The following is a 17,086-nucleotide window of genomic DNA, read 5'->3' as shown; positions in this document are numbered from 1 at the left end:
GCGGCGCTCGCGCGCCGCTCGTTTTGAATTAGCCGACGATTTCGTTGCCGGAGAAGAACTGCGCGATTTCGATCGCGGCCGTTTCCGTCGCGTCCGAACCATGCACCGAGTTCTCGCCGATCGACTTGGCGTGAACCTTGCGGATCGTGCCCTCGGCCGCCTTCGATGGATCGGTCGCGCCCATCACGTCACGATACTTCAGCACCGCGCCCTCGCCCTCCAGCACCTGCACCACGACCGGGCCCGACGTCATGAAGTCGACCAGTTCGCCGAAGAACGGACGCGCCTTGTGGACCGCGTAGAAGGTCTCGGCCTGGTCGCGCGTCATGCGAATGCGCTTCTGGGCCACGATCCGAAGACCCGCCTTCTCGATCAACGCGTTGACGGCGCCGGTCAGATTGCGCTCGGTCGCGTCGGGTTTGATGATCGAGAAAGTGCGTTCCATCGCCATGATTACGTCCTTACAAAACGCTGATTGAGAGTTGGGGGCTTATATCGGCGCAGTCCTGCGACGGCAAGCGACCAATGCCGCGTTTTTGACGCGATTTCGCTGGTCAGCCCCTGCCGCCCCGGATCGTCATCCGGGCCGGGCCTTCGGCCGAAAGCGCTTCGAGCCCTTTACTGCAGCCATTTCACGCCGGCCCGAGGGCGTTCCGCACGTTAGCCTTTCAGGCACTCGGGCGTCGTGGACCGATCCGAAGCGACCTCGCGGATGGCGCCATCCGCGCCGAACCCTCGATCACGCTTCGCAATCGGACGATCGTGTTTCGCAATCGATCGCTTGGCATTGCCGCGGCTTCTCCGAAATTGGCCGAGCCCTCTTCGTCGGCCTCGCTATTGCCCCCGTCGATGCAGGGAACCGGCGGACAGCGTTTCCCCGGCTCGCTTCTGATGCGCGCATACGAGCTCTGCAACCCCGAAACAAATTGCAGTCTCATGACTTTATCCTGCAGCAACTTACTCAGATTTACTCAAAAGCGATGCTGGAACTCGCCATGGATAGCCGAATCAATCCCGTTTTCGAGCAGATCGATCATCGGACTTCGCGATCGATCTGCGATGCCGTCGGCGAACGGTTGCAGCAGTATATGCGTCCGGAAACCGAACTCTCGCCCCGCTTGCAGCAGTTGATCAATGAACTCCACCGGCGCGAGAACGAGCGGTATTAACCTGTATCGAGAGCTTCAGGAGACCCTGTTTCTCAGATAAATCGGTTGCGTTTGGCGGCGGGTCCGGTGACAAGGCCGCATGCTTTCAATCACCGACATCTCGATCCGGATCGCCGGACGGCTTTTGATCGACGACAGCTCCGTGCAAATCGTGCCCGGCGCACGCGTCGGCTTCGTCGGCCGCAACGGCGTCGGGAAATCGACGCTGTTTCACGCGATTCGCGGTGATCTGCCGACCGAATCCGGCAGCATCTCGATACCTCCGCGCTGGCGCATCGGCAGCCTTGCTCAGGAAGCCCCCGACGGGCCGGAAAGCCTCATCAACGTCGTGCTGAAGGCCGACCTGGAACGCGACGCATTGTTGCAGGAAGCCGAGACCGCCGACGATCCGCACCGGATCGCCGAGATCCAGACCCGGCTGGTCGATATCGATGCGCATTCGGCACCCGCCCGGGCTGCTGCGATCCTCTCGGGCCTCGGCTTCTCGACCGCGGATCAGGCCCGCCCCTGTTCGGAATTCTCCGGTGGCTGGCGCATGCGCGTCGCACTCGCCGCGACGCTGTTCGCGGCGCCCGATTTGCTGCTGCTCGACGAGCCCACCAACTATCTCGACCTCGAAGGCACGCTCTGGCTGGAAGACCATCTCGCGAATTATCCGCGCACGGTGATCGTGATCAGCCATGATCGCGATTTGCTGGACACGTCGGTCGACCAGATCCTGCATCTCGATCGCGGCAAGCTGACGCTCTACAAGGGCACCTATTCGTCGTTCGAGGAGCAGCGCGCCACGCGCGAGATGCTCGACGCCAAGCATGCCAAGCGGCAGATGGACGAGCGCAAGCGGCTGCAGGCCTTCGTCGACCGTTTCAAGGCGAAAGCATCCAAGGCGCGCCAGGCCCAGTCGCGCGTGAAAATGCTGGAGCGGATGAAGCCGGTCACGGCGCTGGTGACGCAGGACGTGCGCGAGATTTCATTCCCGACGCCTGAAAAGATGCTGTCGCCGCCGATCATCGCGGTCGATGACGTCTCGGTCGGCTATGATCCCAAAAAGCCCGTGCTCAACCGCGTCACGCTGCGGATCGACACCGAGGATCGCATTGCACTCCTGGGATCGAACGGCAACGGCAAATCGACACTTGTAAAACTGCTGGCGAACAAGCTGCCGCCATTCTCGGGGCGGATCACGCGCGCGGAAAAACTGTCGGTCGGCTATTTCGCGCAGCATCAGGTCGACGAACTCAACCTCGATGGCTCGCCCTACGACCATGTCCGCAAGCTGATGCCCGAGACGCCCGAGAGCAAGGTGCGGGCGCGGGTCGGCGCCATCGGATTTTCCGGCAAGGCCGGCGACACCCTGGTGAAAAGCCTGTCGGGCGGCGAAAAGGCGCGGCTGCTGCTCGGCCTCGCGACGTTCTACGGCCCCAACATGATCATCCTGGACGAGCCGACCAACCATCTGGACATCGACAGCCGCGCCGCCCTCGCCGAAGCGATCAATGAATTTCCCGGCGCCGTCATCATGGTCTCGCATGACCGCTATCTGATCGAAGCCTGCGCCGATCAATTGTGGGTGGTCGCCAACCAGACCGTGACGACCTATGACGGCGATCTCGACGAGTACCGCAAAATGGTGCTGTCGATCCGCGACGTCAGACCCGCTTCGCGCGACCGTGGCAATGAGCGTGCGAAGGAAAACGCAAAGCCCGAACGCTCTCGAGGCGAAAAGCGCACGCCGCTGCGGCAAAAAATCGCCGAGGCCGAGGCCGAGATCGCGCGCATCAACGGCATCATCGCCAAGATCGACACCGCGCTGGCGCTGCCGGACCTGTTCACGCGCGATCCGAAGCAGGCCGCCCAGCTCAGCAAGGCCCGCGCCGGTGCCGCAAGCGCACTACAGCGCGCGGAAGAAAACTGGCTGGAAGCAAGTTCGCAATATGACGAGGCGACGGGCTGAAAGCGATCTTGGGCAAACCGCCCCCGCACCTGCGGAGCCGAGAATGGCGCAGAACATCTACGACAATCCCGAGTTTTTTGCCGGTTACGGCAAGTTGCGCCGCTCAGTGCACGGGCTCGACGGCGCTCCGGAATGGCCCGCGATACGCGCGCTGCTTCCGAATCTCAACGGCAAGCGGATCGTCGATCTCGGCTGCGGCTTCGGCTGGTTCGCCCGGTGGGCAAAGATGCATGGCGCAGCGCATATCCTCGCGCTGGATATTTCCGAGAACATGATTGCTCGAGCCACCGCCGATACAAGCGATCCGGACATCGAATATGCGATCGCTGACCTCGATCATCTCGATCTACCCGAAGCCTCTTTCGATCTGGCTTATAGTTCGCTTGCGTTTCACTATGTGCAGGATTTCGAAAGACTGGTTCGGACGGTGCATCGCTCGCTCACGTCAGGCGCGCACCTCGTCTTCACTATCGAGCATCCAATCTACATGGCGCCGACCCGTCCGGGCTGGTCGGTTGATGGTGATGGCCGCAGGACGTGGCCGGTCAATCAATATTCCGTCGAGGGTCCCCGAACGACAGATTGGCTCGCGAAAGACGTGCTGAAATATCACCGGACGATCGGAACAACGCTAAACATCCTGATCGGTGCCAACTTCACTATCCGACATGTTCAGGAGTGGAGTCCCGCAGACGATGAGGTTGCCAGCAACCCTGATCTGGCTGAAGAACTGGAGCGGCCGATGATGTTGTTGGTGGTCGCTCAACGCTGAGCGGATGCCACCTCCCCGAGCGGGTTGATGATCCGAACTTCCACCATTCCGGCTTACGTCGCCGCCGGCTTTCGCTTCGGCTTGGCGCCCCTCGGCTGTTGCACCGGCTCGGGCCCGCGCTCGATCGACGACAGACGTCCAGCGGTGAAGGTGTAGATGCCGGCGCGCTGGCCGCGCGAATAGGTGACGATCGCAACGCGATCGCCGCGGGGATTATTCGAGAAGTTGACGCTGTCGGGCGCGCCGATGCCGCGCACCACATCGCATTCGGTATGGCCAAGCGCGACGCTACCGGTCGTCGAGGGCGGCGTACCAGCCTGCGCATTGGCGTCGGCAGCGCCTGATGGCGGCGCCATTCCCGGACAGGCGCCGTCGGCGGAGACGAGCTCTTCTGCCGTGACCGGCTTGTCCGGCGTCAGCGGCGGCGTCTCGATCGAAATGCTCTTGATGAAAACGCGGCCGGGACGCGAGAACCAATCGGCATCCTTCGAAAGCAGGTCAGGCGCGCTGCTGCAGCCCGCGATCACGGGACCGAGCAGAAGCAACGCCACCAATGGCTTTCGATTGAACGTTCCGTCTCGCACGCTGGACCCAGGCTCCCCCGCCCTTGATATGTAACTACTTGTCCCAACATCACTTTGCGGCACGACCATGGCTACCCACAAGTCTGCCGGAAGAAACTTCAAATTATCATTAATTGTCTTATATCGCTATTGCCGGCGCTGCCAGCGGCCCCGCTCGTCGGCCTGCCAATAGGTCACCTCGAAGCCGCGGGACTTGCAATCGGTCCAGACGCCACGCGCCGCGGTCAGCGCGTCGGCATCGTCGCCGTTGAACACCAGCACCAGGCGCTCGTAGCTGTCGGAATCCGCAGGGAGTGCGGCATTGTCGATCAGGAACCTGACATTGGCGCGATTCGGATTGCCCTCCTCAGTCGAAAGGATGATGGGCTGATCCGGCGCATCTGCGGCGCGCCAGGTGGCGTGCGGCAGGAACGAATCGTCGCTGTAGGTCCACAGATGCGCATCGAGCGCATCGGTGCGTTCCTGCGAGGTCGATTGCACGACCACGCGCCAGCCCCGCTCCAGCGACTTTTCCAACAGCGGCGGCAGGACGCTTTCGAGCGACATGTTCTGCAAATGGTAGAACAGGACTTCCGTCATGCAGGTTTCTGCTCTTCCGCTAATATTGCGCTGCTATTTCTTGGCTTCGTAATATTCCGAGACCAGCCGGTCGAGCAATCGCACGCCGTAGCCGGAGCCCCAACTTTGATTGATGTCGGTTTTCGGCGCGCCCATCGCGGTTCCCGCGATGTCGAGATGCGCCCACGGCGTATCGTCGACGAAACGCTGCAGGAACTGGGCGGCGGTGATCGAGCCGCCGTACCGTGCACCGGCATTCTTCATGTCGGCAAATTGCGAATCCATCAGCTTGTCGTATTCCGGACCGAGCGGCAGTCGCCAGACTTTCTCGCCAGTCTCGAGGCCGACCTTGCTCAGCCGTTCCGATAACTCGTCATTGTTGGAGAACAGGCCGGCATGTTCGGTGCCGAGCGCGACCATGATCGCGCCGGTCAGCGTGGCCAGATCGACCATGAATTTCGGCTTGAACTTCTTGTTGACGTGCCAGAGCACGTCGGCCAGCACGAGCCGGCCTTCGGCATCGGTGTTGATGATTTCGATGGTCTGCCCCGACATCGAGGTCACGATGTCGCCGGGACGCTGGGCGTTGCCGTCAGGCATGTTCTCGACGAGGCCGATGGCGCCGACCACGTTGATCCTGGCCTTGCGCGCCGCCAGCGCATGCATCAGGCCGACGACGCAGGCGGCTCCCCCCATGTCGCCTTTCATGTCTTCCATGCTGGCGGCGCCCTTGATGGAAATGCCGCCGGTGTCGAAGCAAACGCCCTTGCCGATGAAGGCAACCGGCTGCTCGCCCTTCTTGCCGCCGTTCCAGCGCATGATCACGGTGCGGCTGGGCCGGGTCGAGCCCTGGCCGACGCCGAGCAGCGCACCCATGCCGAGCCTGGTCATCGCCTTGACGTCGAGCACCTCGACATTGACGCCGACCTTCTTGAGCTGACTGGCGCGGCGTGCGAATTCGATCGGGAAAAGCACGTTCGGCGGCTCGTTGACGAGCTCGCGCGCGATGATCACGCCGTCGACGACGTGGGATTCCGGCGCGAAGGCTTTTCGCGCAGCATTAGCGTCGGCCACTGCAATCGAAACATCTGATCGCAAGGCGCCGTTTTCGTCCTTTTTCTTGGTCTTGTAGCGGTCGAATTTATAGGCGCGCAGCCGGACGCCCGCCGCGATGGCGGCGGCCTGATCGGGCTGCATCGCGCCATCCGGCAGTTCGGCGATGATGGTAACGGCGTCACTGGCGGCATTGAGCTTGCCGGCGGTGACGCCGCCGAATTTGAGAAAATCCTTCTCCTTCAGCGCCGACGATTTCCCGAGACCGACGACGATCAGCCGCGGCGCCTTGATTCCCTCCGGCGCCAGGATGTCGAGCGCCGCGCCGCTTTTGCCCTTGAACTGGTTGGCCGCCGCGGCCCGCTTGACGGTGTCGGCCGCTGATCCCAGCGCCTTGCGGGTCGCCGCGCCGAACTTCAGCGCATCGTCGCAAAACACCACCAGAATGCCGCGAACCGCCGCGGAAAACGGGATAAAGCCGACCTTGACGGCGTCGGACATAGGCAATTCCTCCAGAATTCAGGGGCTGATTTCGGGACCGGAAGCGGTCCCAAGGATACGCGGAGCGGTATTCAGAATGGTCTCGTCGGTGGCGGTCCCGATCGGCCGGGACCTCGGTTTGCCGCACTATGGCCTGTCAGCCGCGGCGCTGCCAAGCGCCTGCGTGGCCGCAAGGCCACAGGGGCCGAATAATTAACCATATCCTAGGGGTGCCACGGCCCGGCCATTTTGTTGACGGATCAAAGGGATGGTAGTGAGAGCGTAGATGGCTGAAAGGCTGGCGGCGCGACCTTGGGGATCCCGGTTTTCGGGATTGGTCGCAAGCCGCTCTTTTGGCACGCTAGGTGGGATCGTGCGGTAAACGATGGGGTCGATCGACAAGTATATCTTCCGCACGACGCTTGCGTCGTTTGCGCTGGTCCTGGTCAGCCTGACGGGCGTGATCTGGATTACGCAGGCGTTGCGCGGCATCGACCTGATGACCAGCCAGGGTCAGACCATCATCACCTTCCTCGGCATCACCAGCCTGGTGATTCCCGCGCTGGTTCTGATCATCGCACCGATCGCGCTGATGATCGCGGTCTCCCACACGCTGAACAAGCTCGCCACCGATTCGGAAATCATCGTGATGAACGCCGCCGGATTTTCGCCGTTCCGGCTGTTCCGTCCCTTCTTCTACGCCACCTGCGTGGTGGCGCTGATGGTCGCCTTCATCGGCGCCTACCTCGCTCCCGACGGCATGCGCCGGATCAAGCAATGGGACGCCGAGATCACCGCCGACGTGCTGACCAACATCCTGCAGCCCGGTCGTTTCGCCCAGCTCGACCAGAACCTGACGATTCGCATCCGCGAACGCCTGCCGGGCGGCGTGCTCGCCGGCATCTTCGTCGACGATCGCCGCGATCCGAAGGAGCGCGTCACCATCATCGCCGATCACGGCACGGTGCTGAAGAACGAGAACGGCTCGTATCTCGTGCTGGAAGACGGCAACCTCGAGCGATTCGAAGCCGGCAAGCGCGACCCCGCACTGGTGGCGTTCGGGCGCTACGCATTCGACATGTCCAAATTCTCCAATCAGCGCGACACGATACTGGGGATTCGCGAACGCTACCTCTGGGAACTGGCTTCGCCGGATGAAAACGACCCGGTGTTCAAGAAACTGGGTGGGCAATTTTACGCCGAATTGCACGACCGCTTGATGGCGCCGGTGTATCCGTTCGCGTTCGCGGTCCTGACGTTCGCGTTCCTGGGCACGCCGCGCACCACGCGGCAGAGCCGCAATTTTTCGATCGGCGGTTCGATTATCGCGGTGTTCGGCCTGCGCATGGCCGGATTCGCCTGCTCCGTCATGGCGGTGAAGAATCCCACCGCCGCGCTGGTCCAGTATGTGATGCTGTTCGCATCGATCGGCGTCGGCCTGTGGATGATCGTCGGCGGCGTGGTGGTGGAACCGCCGGCCGGCCTGATCGAGGCGATCAACAAATCGAATACGCGCCTCGCGCGGCTCTTTGGACGGCCGGCCACAGCATGAGCATGTTGACCAATACGCTCGGGCGATACTTCGCCGGCCGCTTCCTGGTCGCGGCAGTGGGCGTGTTTGCGAGCATCTTCGTGCTGCTGGTGCTGGTCGACTACATCGAAATGGTGCGCAAGACCTCGGGGCTGGCGTCGGCGTCGGCGATCACGGTCGCGCAGACGTCGCTGTACCGCGTGCCGCAGCTGCTCGAAAAGCTGATGCCGTTCTGCGTCCTGATCGGCGCGATGACCTGCTACCTTGCGCTGTCGCGGCGGCTCGAACTCGTGGTCGCGCGCGCCGCCGGCGTATCGGCCTGGCAGTTCATCTCGCCGGCGCTGGCCAGCGCGATCATCCTCGGGACCATCGCCACGGTCGCCTACAACCCGATGTCGGCCAACCTGCGCGAACTTTCCAAGCGGATGGAGGCCGAACTGTTCGGCTCGGCACCTGGCGGCGGCATCCAGGACGCGTCCGGATTCTGGCTCAACCAGATCAACAGCGAGGGTCAGACCATCATCAACGCCGCCCGCAGCGAGCGGCAGGGCGTGCGGCTGACCGGTCTCACGGTGTTCCGATTCGATACAGACCTGCAGTTCAAGGAACGAATCGAGGCCCGCGAGGCGTCGCTGGAAGAAGGCCGCTGGGTGTTCAAATCGGTGCGCCGATACTCCCTCGACAAGCCGCCGATCGAGCAGGAAAACCTGTACATCACAACCACCCTGACGCCGGCCCAGATTCGCAACAGTTTCTCGACCCCGGAAACTGTGTCTTTTTGGCAACTCCCCGGCTATATCCGATCTTCGGAGAGCTCGGGATTTGCGACCGCCGGCTACCGTTTGCAGTATCACAAGCTCATCGCACAGCCGTTTTTGCTGGCTGCAATGGTGATGTTGGCGGCGTCGGTCAGCCTTCGCTTCTTCCGGATGGGCGGCGTGCAAAAGATGGTTTTGAGTGGCGTGGGTGCGGGCTTTCTGCTCTACGTTCTGTCGAAAGTAACTGAGGATTTGAGCAAGGCTGAGTTGATGCATCCCATCGCTGCGGCGTGGTTGCCCGTATGCGTGGGCGGCCTCACCGGTTTTTTGGCCTTGCTGTACCAGGAGGACGGGTAGTGGCCGTTGTCGCCGCCCGCCAGTTGAGGTCGCCTGCGTTCAGGCGGTGCAGCCCGCTGCGCCGCTATCGGAACCGCTTGGCCACCGTTAGCGTCCCGATGATCGCCCTGCTCGCCGGCTTTGCCCTCGCAGGCGTGATCGGGCTTGCCTCGACGGCACCCGCCTCCGCGCAAGGCTTCACCTACAATCCGCGGCCGCCCAAAGCGCCGCCACGGCCCGTCAACAACAACGGGCAAATGCTCGTGCAGGCCGTCGAGGTCGACTACGACTACAACAACCAGCGTGTGTCGGCGGTCGGCAACGTGCAGATGTTCTACAACGGCACCAGCGTCGAGGCCGACAAGGTCATCTACGACCAGAAGACCAAGCGCCTGCATGCCGAGGGCAACATCCGCCTGACGGACGCCGAAGGCAAAGTCACCTACGCCAACATCATGGATCTGAGCGACGACTACCGTGACGGTTTCGTCGATTCGCTGCGCGTCGACACCGAGGATGCGACGCGGATGGCGGCAACCCGTGCCGACCGGACCAGCGGCAATTATACCGTGTTCGAAAACGGCGTGTATACCGCCTGCGCGCCCTGCAAGGACGATCCGAAGAAGCCACCTTTGTGGCAGGTCAAGGGTGCGCGCATCATCCACGACCAGACCGAGAAGATGCTGTATTTCGAGAACGCCCAGCTCGAATTCTTCGGTGTGCCGATGGCGTACCTGCCGTATTTTTCGACGCCCGATCCTACCGTGAAGCGCAAGACCGGCTTCCTGATGCCGTTCCTCAGCTCGTACACGCCCTACGGCTACGGCGTGGAAACGCCGTTCTATTGGGCGATTGCGCCGGACTACGACGCGACCTTCAATCCGCGTATCACGACCCGGCAAGGCGTGCTGTTTCAGGGCGAATTCCGCCAGCGCCTGATCAACGGCTCGTATGCGATCCGCGCCTATGGCATCAACCAGCTCGATCGCAGCGCCTTCGCCGGCCAGCCCGGCGACCGCGATCTCCGCGGCGGCGTCGAAACCAAGGGCCAGTTCGCCATCAACGACAAATGGACCTGGGGTTGGGACGGCGTGCTGCTGTCCGACTACTTCTTCATGTCCGACTACCGGCTGGCCCAGTACAGGGATGCGCTGGGATCTTTCCTGAGCCTGCCGACCGAAGCGATCTCGCAGCTCTATCTGACCGGCGTCGGCAATCGCAGCTTCTTCGACGCGCGCACGATCTACTACCTCAGCTTCTCCGGCAGCCAGGAGAAGGTTCCGGTCATCCATCCGGTGATCGACTATTCCAACGTGATCAACAGTCCGATCTTCGGCGGTGAGGTCAGCTACAAGACCAACTTCACCAGCTTGTCGCGCTCGACCGCGGCGTTCGACCCGATCACGACGCTCGCAAACACCACCGGGCTCTGCACCACCGCGTCCGCCGATCCGCTCGCGCGGGTCCCCTCGCAGTGTCTGCTGCGCGGCATCCCCGGCACCTACACAAGGTTCACCGCGGAAGCGCAGTGGCGGCGGTCGTACACCGACCCCTATGGTCAAATCTGGACGCCGTTCGCGATCGCCCGCGTCGATGCCGTCGATGCCTCGATTTCGAATCAGCCAGGGGTCTCGAATTTCCTGCCCGTCGGCGACACCACCGCGCTGCGCGTGATGCCGACCGTCGGCCTCGAATATCGCTATCCCTTCATCAACGTTCAGCCCTGGGGCACCACCACGATCGAGCCGATCGCGCAGGTCATCATCCGCCCCAACGAGACCTTTGCCGGCAGGCTGCCCAACGAAGACGCGCAGAGCATGGTGTTCGACGCCAGCAATTTGTTCGCGGTGGACAAGTTCTCGGGCTACGACCGCATCGAGGGCGGCGGCCGCGCCAATGTCGGCGTGCAGGCGACCACGCAGTTCGACCGCGGCGGCAGCATCAACGTGCTGTTCGGTCAATCCTATCAGCTGTTCGGCATGAACTCGTTCGCGGTCGCCGACCTGACCAATACCGGGGTCGATTCCGGCCTGCAGAACACGCGCTCCGACTATGTCGCCCGCGTCAATTATTCGCCCAACCGGACCTATACGTTCAGCGTGCGCGGGCGCATGGACGAAGCGACGCTCAACCTCAACCGTTTCGAGGCCGAGGGCCGCGCGTCGTTCGACCGCTGGTCGGTCAGCCTGCTGTACGGCAATTATGCGGAGCAGCCGGCCCTTGGGTACCTGACCCGGCGCGAGGGCCTGCTCGGCAGCGCATCGGTCAAGCTGGCGACGAACTGGGTGGTGTCGGGTTCCGCGCGGTGGGATCTTGAAGCCAACAAGCTCAATCAGTACATCATCGGCGCAGGCTATGTGGACGACTGCTTCGTACTCGCTGCCAATTATGTGACGTCCTACACCTATTCCGCCGGCACCACGCCGCCGGTCCTCAGTCACGGGTTCATGCTTCAGATCGGACTGCGGACCATCGCGAATTCGTCCACGTCGGCCACCGGCGCCGGCGGCCTTCAGTAGCGTGGGCGAAGCCTTGTCGAACAGTTCCCGGCGTATTGCGGATCGAATTGGTTGATGCGCCTGACATGAGCATGACGACTATCAAGCCTCGACATCATCGCCTCCGGTCCCGGATCGCAGGCTGCTCGGTTGCGCTCGCCATGCTCACCAGCAGCGGCACTCACCTGCACGCGCAATCGATCGCCTGTATGGTCACTGGCGAGCCCATCACCAATCTCGATATCGAGCAGCGCACCAAGCTGAACTTCCTGACGACCCGCAAGCAGATGCCCCGCCAGGAAGTGATCGACCAGCTGATCGACGAAAAGGTGAAGATCCGGGAAGCCAAGAAATTCGGCGTCGACCCCACGGCGAGCGATGTCGATCAGTCCTACGCCCAGATGGGTTCGCGGATGCGAATCTCGACTGAGCAGCTGACAAAATCACTGGAAAGTCAGGGCATCCGGCCGGAGACCCTGAAGGCCCGCCTCAAGGCCGAGATGGTTTGGACCAGCCTGGTGCGCGGCCGCTATAAGGAGAGCCTCCAGGTCGGCGAAAAGGAAGTCAACGCCGCCGCCCAGGAAGGCGGCGAAGCGACGAAGGTCGAAGCCTTCGAATACAAGATGCAGCCGATCGTGCTGCTGGTGCCGCGGGGCTCCCCGCCGAGCGCGATCGAAGCGCGGAAAAAGGAAGCCGAAGTCCTGCGCGAGCGCGTCCAGAGCTGCGAGGCGGCCAACTCCTATTTCAAGGCGATGCAGAACGGCACGATCCGCGATTCCGTCACGAAAACATCGACCGAGCTTGCTCCCCCGTTGCGTGAGCTGCTCGACAAGACTCCGATCGGCCATCTGACCCCGCCGGAGATTACCAAGCAGGGCGTGGAAATGGTTGCCCTGTGCAGCAGGAAGCCCACCACCGTCGATTCGCCGAAGAAGCGGGAAATCCGCGAAAAGATGTATACCGAGAAGTTCGAGGCGAAGCAGAAAGCCTATCTGGCCGAGATCCGCAAAGCCGCAATGATCGAATGTCGTTGACGCATGGCAAAGCCCCTCGCGCTGACATCCGGCGAGCCTGCGGGCATCGGTCCCGACATCGCCATTGCAGCGTGGCTCCGGCGTAACGAACTCGGCCTGCCGCCGTTCTATCTGCTCGGCGATCGCAACTGCTTCGCCGAGCGGGCGAAGATTCTCGGATTGAAAATCGAACTTGCGGACACCAGTCCGGAGGATGCGGCCACAGCTTTTGCCGGCGCATTGCCTGTCGTGGCGACGGGCGAAGTCGCAACCGCGGCGCCGGGCCGGCCGGACAGCACCAGCGCAAGCGCCGCACTCGCTTCCATCCGTCAGGCCGTCGACCATGTCCGGGCCGGACGGGCCAGCGCCGTTGTCACCAACCCGATCGCCAAGAGCGTGCTGTACCGCGCCGGCTTCCGTCATCCCGGCCATACCGAATTTCTCGCCGAGCTTGCCGCCAATGGCGGGGCGGCACCGCAGCCGGTAATGATGCTGTGGTCGCCGGCGCTCGCGGTGGTGCCGGTGACGATCCATCTATCGGTGCGCGACGCGCTCGCGCAGCTTTCGACCGATCTGATCGTGACGACGGCCCGCATCGCGGTGGCCGACCTGAAAGCCCGCTTTGGCCTCGCCAGCCCGCGTCTGGCCGTATCAGGCCTCAATCCGCATGCCGGCGAAGACGGCTCGCTCGGCATGGAAGACATCGAGGTGGTGGCGCCGGCCGTCGACATCCTGCGGCGCGACGGCATCGAGGTCCGGGGGCCGTTGCCCGCCGACACCATGTTTCACGAGGCCGCGCGGAAAACCTACGACTGCGCGATCTGCATGTATCACGATCAGGCGCTGATCCCGATCAAGACCATCGCCTTCGAGGACGCCGTCAACGTCACGCTGGGATTGCCGTTCATCCGCACCTCGCCCGATCACGGCACCGCGTTCGACATCGCCGGCACCGGGCGCGCCAATCCGTCGAGCCTCGTCGCGGCGTTGCGGCTCGCCGCGCGCATGGCGGCGGCCAGGGCGTTTTCCAGCGAAGTGGATACCGGTTCGCGTCAAGAAAACGCGTCAAATCAAAAAGGCTCCACCCCTGAATGAGCGCGATCGACGATCTGCCGCCGCTGCGCGACGTCATCCGCGAACACTCCCTGTCGGCCCGCAAATCGCTCGGCCAGAATTTTCTGCTCGACCTCAACCTCACGGCACGGATCGCGCGCGCCGCGGGTCCGCTCGAGGGCGCCACCATCATCGAGGTCGGCCCCGGCCCCGGCGGGCTGACGCGCGCGTTGCTGGCACTGGGCGCGCGTCGCGTCATCGCGGTCGAGCGCGACGAACGCGCGCTGGCGCCGCTCGACTATATCGCCAGGCGCTACCCGGGACGGCTGGAGATCGTGCATGCCGACGCGCAGCATTTCGATCCCCGCCCCCTGCTCGGCGGCGAGCCAGCCAAGATCGTCGCCAACCTGCCCTACAACATCGCCACGCAATTATTGGTGGACTGGCTCTCGATCGAACCGTGGCCGCCCTGGTACGACATGATGGTGCTGATGTTTCAGCGCGAGGTCGCCGAGCGGATCGTCGCGAAAGAAGACGACGAGGCCTATGGACGGCTCGCCGTGCTGGCCAACTGGCGCGCCGAGACCAAGATCCTGTTCGACATATCGCCGGCCGCCTTCGTGCCGCAGCCAAAGGTTACGTCGTCGGTGGTGCGGCTGGTGCCGCGCGGCGCGCCGGAGCCGTGCGACCGCCGCGCGCTCGAGCAGGTGGCAGCTGCAGCCTTCGGCCAGCGCCGGAAAATGCTGCGCCAGAGCCTCAAATCGCTGTCGGTCGATCCGGCCCGGCTGGCCGCCGCCGCCGGCGTCGATGCGACCCGGCGCGCCGAGACGATCCCGGTATCCGGCTTTGTTGCCATGGCCCGTGAATTGACCAATATACGAACCACCAAATCAAACGTTCCCTGAGGAGAAAATGCCATGGCGCTGATGCGTCGCCAATCGCTGGTCAAATTCGATGCGCCCCTGTGCGAAACCATCGTCGACACGCCCAAGCCTCAAGGCAACGAAGTCCTGGTCCGCATCGAACGTTGCGGGCTGTGCCACTCGGACCTGCATATCCAGGACGGCTACGCCGATCTCGGCGGCGGCAAGAGGCTCGATACCACGCGCGGCATGACGCTGCCGTTCACGCTCGGCCATGAGATTGCCGGCGTCGTCGAGGAAGTCGGCCCCGATGCGCCGAAGGACCTGATCGGAAAGAAGCAGGCGGTATTTCCCTGGATCGGTTGCGGCCAGTGCCGCGACTGCGCGAACGGCGACGAGAACCTCTGCGTCAAGCAGCGTTTCCTCGGCGTCTCCATCGACGGCGGCTTTGCCAGCCACGTGCTGGTGCCCGACGCGAAATATTTGCTGGATTACGATCCGCTGCCGGTCAACCAGGCCGCGACGCTGATGTGCTCCGGCGTCACCGCCTATGGCGCGCTCAAGCGCCTGGTCGATCGTCCGCGGCAGCGCAATCTGCTGCTGATCGGGCTCGGCGGCGTCGGCATGATGGGACTGTCATTCGCGCAGGCGATGTTCACGCAGAAGATCGCGGTAGCGGATTTAAGCTCGGCTGCGCGCGAGAGCGCCTTGAAAAATGGCGCCGCTGTCGCTTACGACCCGGCAGAGCCCGACGTGGTCAAGCGCATGATCAAGGAGACCGAGGGCGGCTTCGACGAGATCGTCGACTTTGCCGGCAATGAAAAATCGATGGCCTTTGCGGTCTCGGTCGTGGCGCGCGGCGGCAAGATCGTGGTCTCCGGCCTGATGGGCGGAAATTTCAGCCTGCCGATGGTGCAATGGGTCTACAAGCGCATGACCATCGAAGGATTCATGGTGGGCACCCTGGCCGAGGGCAAGGAATTGATGGCGCTGGCGCGCGCCGGCAAGATCAAGCCGACGCCGATGAAGGAAGAACCGATGACCGACGTCCAGAAATGGATCGACGAGTTGCGCGCCGGCAAGGTGGTCGGGCGTATCGTTCTGAAGAACTGAGGCGATGCAGGCGCGCAGCGTTGCCATGAATTGCGGCAACAGCGACGCTGTCGCGTCTTCCGAGGCATTACCGGTAAGTTAGTTGCACCGTCACCGTAGTTCCACGGAATCGTTGGCGGTGTTACTCCTGATCTTTCTTCCTCTATTCAACCAGCCAAAGCGAATCTTGTCCGGTCGTTGAATAACAGGCTTGAGGTCAAGCAAGGTATCCTAGGCCGCTTGCGCTTGCCATCGCTTGAAGGTGCTGCGCGTTTTCGAATCGAGATCGATCTTCATGGGCAGCATGCTGCAGCCGAGCGACCCGCAGGTGCCTCGTCGATGTGCACGCGATGATGCGGTCGCGATACCGAAACGCAACAGACGACCGCAATCAGATGTCGCGCGCGGAATTGTAATGAAGGAACCAAGCGGACTCAGGTTAGATTCCATGCAGTTGGAATTTGGCAGGGGGCTCTAATGCCATACTTCAATTTTGATCTCGTCGTCGGTGCTGAGTTTAAAAACCAGGGCGGCATGATCCTCGAGAACACAGATTACGCGATCGATAAAGCAGATAGCCTTGCGAACGAGCTTTGCATCGTTCGTCCCGAGCTGTGTTCGACAGGATGTGCCGTGCGCGTTACTGACGGGGACAGCAACGAGCTCTACCGCACTCCGCTCGAGACTATCGGCCGCGGATGAAATCGTCCGGTCGTGCACGATGAGCGCATGATCTTGCGAATTGCTGCGATGCGTCCATTGAGTGCACTGTCACCGTAGACATGACGACTGAAAGACAAGTCGTCACGCACCGGCGAGCTGAATCAACTTGCGACCGATCGGCTTGGGCTGCTCGCTGCGCAGGACCAGCGACGTCGTCACAGCGCCGTGCCTGGCCACAGCGTCCACGATCGTTTCCAGTTGTTGCGGGGACGGCACGAAAACCTTGAGGATGAAACAATCCTCTCCGGTCAGTCGCAGCACCTCCAGGACGTGAGGCATTTCGGAGAACTGCTTCAGGCAGGATTGAATATGTTCGTGGGTCGTGCGCACGCGGATTACGGCCATCATTCGGAGGCCCAGCGCGGCAGGGTTAATTCGAGCGCCATAGCCGGTAATGACGCCGCGCTCCTCCAGTCGCTTGACCCGTTCGGACGTCGCGGGCTGAGAAAGTCCGACCCTCCGGCCAAGCTCTGACATCGCGATACGTCCATCCTCCTGCATGGCTTCGATGATCGCGATGTCTGTGGGATCGAGGGCTACGACGTTGTTTTCTCGGGATGACATGGGGTGAACCTTAAATCCATCGGTGCGCACGCTTCTTTTCCGATCATTTCCCATTCCCGATCGCAACGGAAGACGTCAACTTTGT

At 62.6% G+C, this 17,086-nt stretch carries 15 protein-coding genes and 1 pseudogene; 11 read left to right on the top strand and 5 right to left on the bottom strand.

Annotated elements, in window-relative coordinates; genetic code table 11:
• Nucleotides 1–28 precede the first annotated feature (28 nt).
• Entirely contained in the window at nucleotides 29–451 is a 423-nt protein-coding gene (gene ndk / locus JQ558_RS18445; protein ID WP_212272445.1) for a nucleoside-diphosphate kinase, read from the bottom strand.
• Nucleotides 452–482: 31 nt separating this feature from the next.
• Here ndk and JQ558_RS18440 point away from each other — a divergent pair, with 31 nt between their 5' ends.
• The 3 genes from JQ558_RS18440 to JQ558_RS18430 all read left to right on the top strand — a co-directional run bounded on the left by JQ558_RS18440 (nucleotide 483) and on the right by JQ558_RS18430 (nucleotide 3,895).
• Entirely contained in the window at nucleotides 483–1,169 is a 687-nt protein-coding gene (locus tag JQ558_RS18440) for a hypothetical protein (RefSeq protein WP_212294489.1), read from the top strand.
• 79 nt (nucleotides 1,170–1,248) lie between these two features.
• On the top strand, nucleotides 1,249–3,123 hold the full coding sequence (locus JQ558_RS18435; RefSeq protein WP_212272447.1) for an ABC-F family ATP-binding cassette domain-containing protein: 1,875 nt from the start codon (nucleotides 1,249–1,251) through the stop codon (nucleotides 3,121–3,123).
• Between the two features lie 43 nt (nucleotides 3,124–3,166).
• Entirely contained in the window at nucleotides 3,167–3,895 is a 729-nt protein-coding gene (locus tag JQ558_RS18430; RefSeq protein ID WP_212294471.1) for a class I SAM-dependent methyltransferase, read from the top strand.
• 53 nt (nucleotides 3,896–3,948) lie between these two features.
• On the opposite strand, the gene JQ558_RS18425 is transcribed toward JQ558_RS18430, so the two are convergent.
• The 3 genes from JQ558_RS18425 to JQ558_RS18415 all read right to left on the bottom strand — a co-directional run bounded on the left by JQ558_RS18425 (nucleotide 3,949) and on the right by JQ558_RS18415 (nucleotide 6,591).
• Entirely contained in the window at nucleotides 3,949–4,440 is a 492-nt protein-coding gene (locus JQ558_RS18425) for a hypothetical protein (protein WP_409363387.1), read from the bottom strand.
• Between the two features lie 165 nt (nucleotides 4,441–4,605).
• Nucleotides 4,606–5,058, bottom strand: a complete 453-nt coding sequence (locus JQ558_RS18420; RefSeq protein ID WP_212294470.1) for a DNA polymerase III subunit chi — start codon at nucleotides 5,056–5,058, stop codon at nucleotides 4,606–4,608.
• Nucleotides 5,059–5,091: 33 nt separating this feature from the next.
• On the bottom strand, nucleotides 5,092–6,591 hold the full coding sequence (locus JQ558_RS18415; RefSeq protein ID WP_212294469.1) for a leucyl aminopeptidase: 1,500 nt from the start codon (nucleotides 6,589–6,591) through the stop codon (nucleotides 5,092–5,094).
• 364 nt (nucleotides 6,592–6,955) lie between these two features.
• Between JQ558_RS18415 and lptF the strand changes: the two genes are divergently transcribed.
• The 8 genes and pseudogenes from lptF (at nucleotide 6,956) to JQ558_RS18375 (ending at nucleotide 16,416) form a co-directional block, all read left to right on the top strand.
• Entirely contained in the window at nucleotides 6,956–8,122 is a 1,167-nt protein-coding gene (lptF, locus tag JQ558_RS18410; protein ID WP_212294468.1) for an LPS export ABC transporter permease LptF, read from the top strand.
• The gene (lptG, locus tag JQ558_RS18405) at nucleotides 8,119–9,216 is read left to right on the top strand and encodes an LPS export ABC transporter permease LptG (RefSeq protein ID WP_212208004.1); all 1,098 of its coding nucleotides are present in this window, start codon (nucleotides 8,119–8,121) and stop codon (nucleotides 9,214–9,216) included. Before lptF ends, lptG begins: the two co-directional genes overlap by 4 nt.
• Nucleotides 9,217–9,314: 98 nt before the next feature.
• Nucleotides 9,315–11,714, top strand: coding sequence for an LPS-assembly protein LptD (locus JQ558_RS18400; RefSeq protein ID WP_212272764.1), 2,400 nt, complete (start codon nucleotides 9,315–9,317; stop codon nucleotides 11,712–11,714).
• Between the two features lie 65 nt (nucleotides 11,715–11,779).
• A complete protein-coding gene (locus JQ558_RS18395) occupies nucleotides 11,780–12,727 on the top strand; it encodes a SurA N-terminal domain-containing protein (RefSeq protein ID WP_409363385.1) in 948 nt (315 codons plus the stop codon).
• A gap of 3 nt (nucleotides 12,728–12,730) precedes the next feature.
• Nucleotides 12,731–13,726: pseudogene (gene pdxA / locus JQ558_RS18390) on the top strand (4-hydroxythreonine-4-phosphate dehydrogenase PdxA); the annotation flags it as partial.
• A 71-nt stretch (nucleotides 13,727–13,797) separates the two neighbouring features.
• Entirely contained in the window at nucleotides 13,798–14,664 is an 867-nt protein-coding gene (rsmA, locus tag JQ558_RS18385) for a 16S rRNA (adenine(1518)-N(6)/adenine(1519)-N(6))-dimethyltransferase RsmA (RefSeq protein WP_212208002.1), read from the top strand.
• 12 nt (nucleotides 14,665–14,676) lie between these two features.
• Complete coding sequence (locus JQ558_RS18380) at nucleotides 14,677–15,735, top strand: alcohol dehydrogenase (protein ID WP_212294467.1); 1,059 nt, start codon at nucleotides 14,677–14,679, stop codon at nucleotides 15,733–15,735.
• 456 nt (nucleotides 15,736–16,191) lie between these two features.
• Nucleotides 16,192–16,416 carry a hypothetical protein gene (locus JQ558_RS18375; RefSeq protein ID WP_192740718.1) on the top strand — a complete coding sequence of 75 codons (225 nt, stop codon included), beginning with the start codon at nucleotides 16,192–16,194 and terminating at the stop codon, nucleotides 16,414–16,416.
• A 102-nt stretch (nucleotides 16,417–16,518) separates the two neighbouring features.
• On the opposite strand, the gene JQ558_RS18370 is transcribed toward JQ558_RS18375, so the two are convergent.
• Nucleotides 16,519–17,001, bottom strand: coding sequence for an Lrp/AsnC family transcriptional regulator (locus tag JQ558_RS18370; protein WP_212208000.1), 483 nt, complete (start codon nucleotides 16,999–17,001; stop codon nucleotides 16,519–16,521).
• Nucleotides 17,002–17,086 lie beyond the last annotated feature (85 nt).

The sequence above is a fragment of the Bradyrhizobium sp. AUGA SZCCT0160 genome, assembly GCF_018130105.1.
Taxonomy (GTDB): Bacteria; Pseudomonadota; Alphaproteobacteria; order Rhizobiales; family Xanthobacteraceae; genus Bradyrhizobium.
This window is presented reverse-complemented; position numbering and strand designations above follow the sequence as displayed.

What these genes read in the sequence shown, in the direction of transcription:
- ndk (WP_212272445.1), bottom strand. Translation starts at nt 451, where the DNA reads ATGGCGATGGAACGCACTTTCTCGATCATCAAACCCGACGCGACCGAG.
- JQ558_RS18435 (WP_212272447.1), top strand. Translation starts at nt 1,249, where the DNA reads ATGCTTTCAATCACCGACATCTCGATCCGGATCGCCGGACGGCTTTTG.
- JQ558_RS18430 (WP_212294471.1), top strand. Translation starts at nt 3,167, where the DNA reads ATGGCGCAGAACATCTACGACAATCCCGAGTTTTTTGCCGGTTACGGC.
- JQ558_RS18420 (WP_212294470.1), bottom strand. Translation starts at nt 5,058, where the DNA reads ATGACGGAAGTCCTGTTCTACCATTTGCAGAACATGTCGCTCGAAAGC.
- JQ558_RS18415 (WP_212294469.1), bottom strand. Translation starts at nt 6,591, where the DNA reads ATGTCCGACGCCGTCAAGGTCGGCTTTATCCCGTTTTCCGCGGCGGTT.
- lptF (WP_212294468.1), top strand. Translation starts at nt 6,956, where the DNA reads ATGGGGTCGATCGACAAGTATATCTTCCGCACGACGCTTGCGTCGTTT.
- lptG (WP_212208004.1), top strand. Translation starts at nt 8,119, where the DNA reads ATGAGCATGTTGACCAATACGCTCGGGCGATACTTCGCCGGCCGCTTC.
- JQ558_RS18400 (WP_212272764.1), top strand. Translation starts at nt 9,315, where the DNA reads ATGATCGCCCTGCTCGCCGGCTTTGCCCTCGCAGGCGTGATCGGGCTT.
- JQ558_RS18395 (WP_409363385.1), top strand. Translation starts at nt 11,780, where the DNA reads ATGAGCATGACGACTATCAAGCCTCGACATCATCGCCTCCGGTCCCGG.
- rsmA (WP_212208002.1), top strand. Translation starts at nt 13,798, where the DNA reads ATGAGCGCGATCGACGATCTGCCGCCGCTGCGCGACGTCATCCGCGAA.
- JQ558_RS18380 (WP_212294467.1), top strand. Translation starts at nt 14,677, where the DNA reads ATGGCGCTGATGCGTCGCCAATCGCTGGTCAAATTCGATGCGCCCCTG.
- JQ558_RS18375 (WP_192740718.1), top strand. Translation starts at nt 16,192, where the DNA reads ATGCCATACTTCAATTTTGATCTCGTCGTCGGTGCTGAGTTTAAAAAC.
- JQ558_RS18370 (WP_212208000.1), bottom strand. Translation starts at nt 17,001, where the DNA reads ATGTCATCCCGAGAAAACAACGTCGTAGCCCTCGATCCCACAGACATC.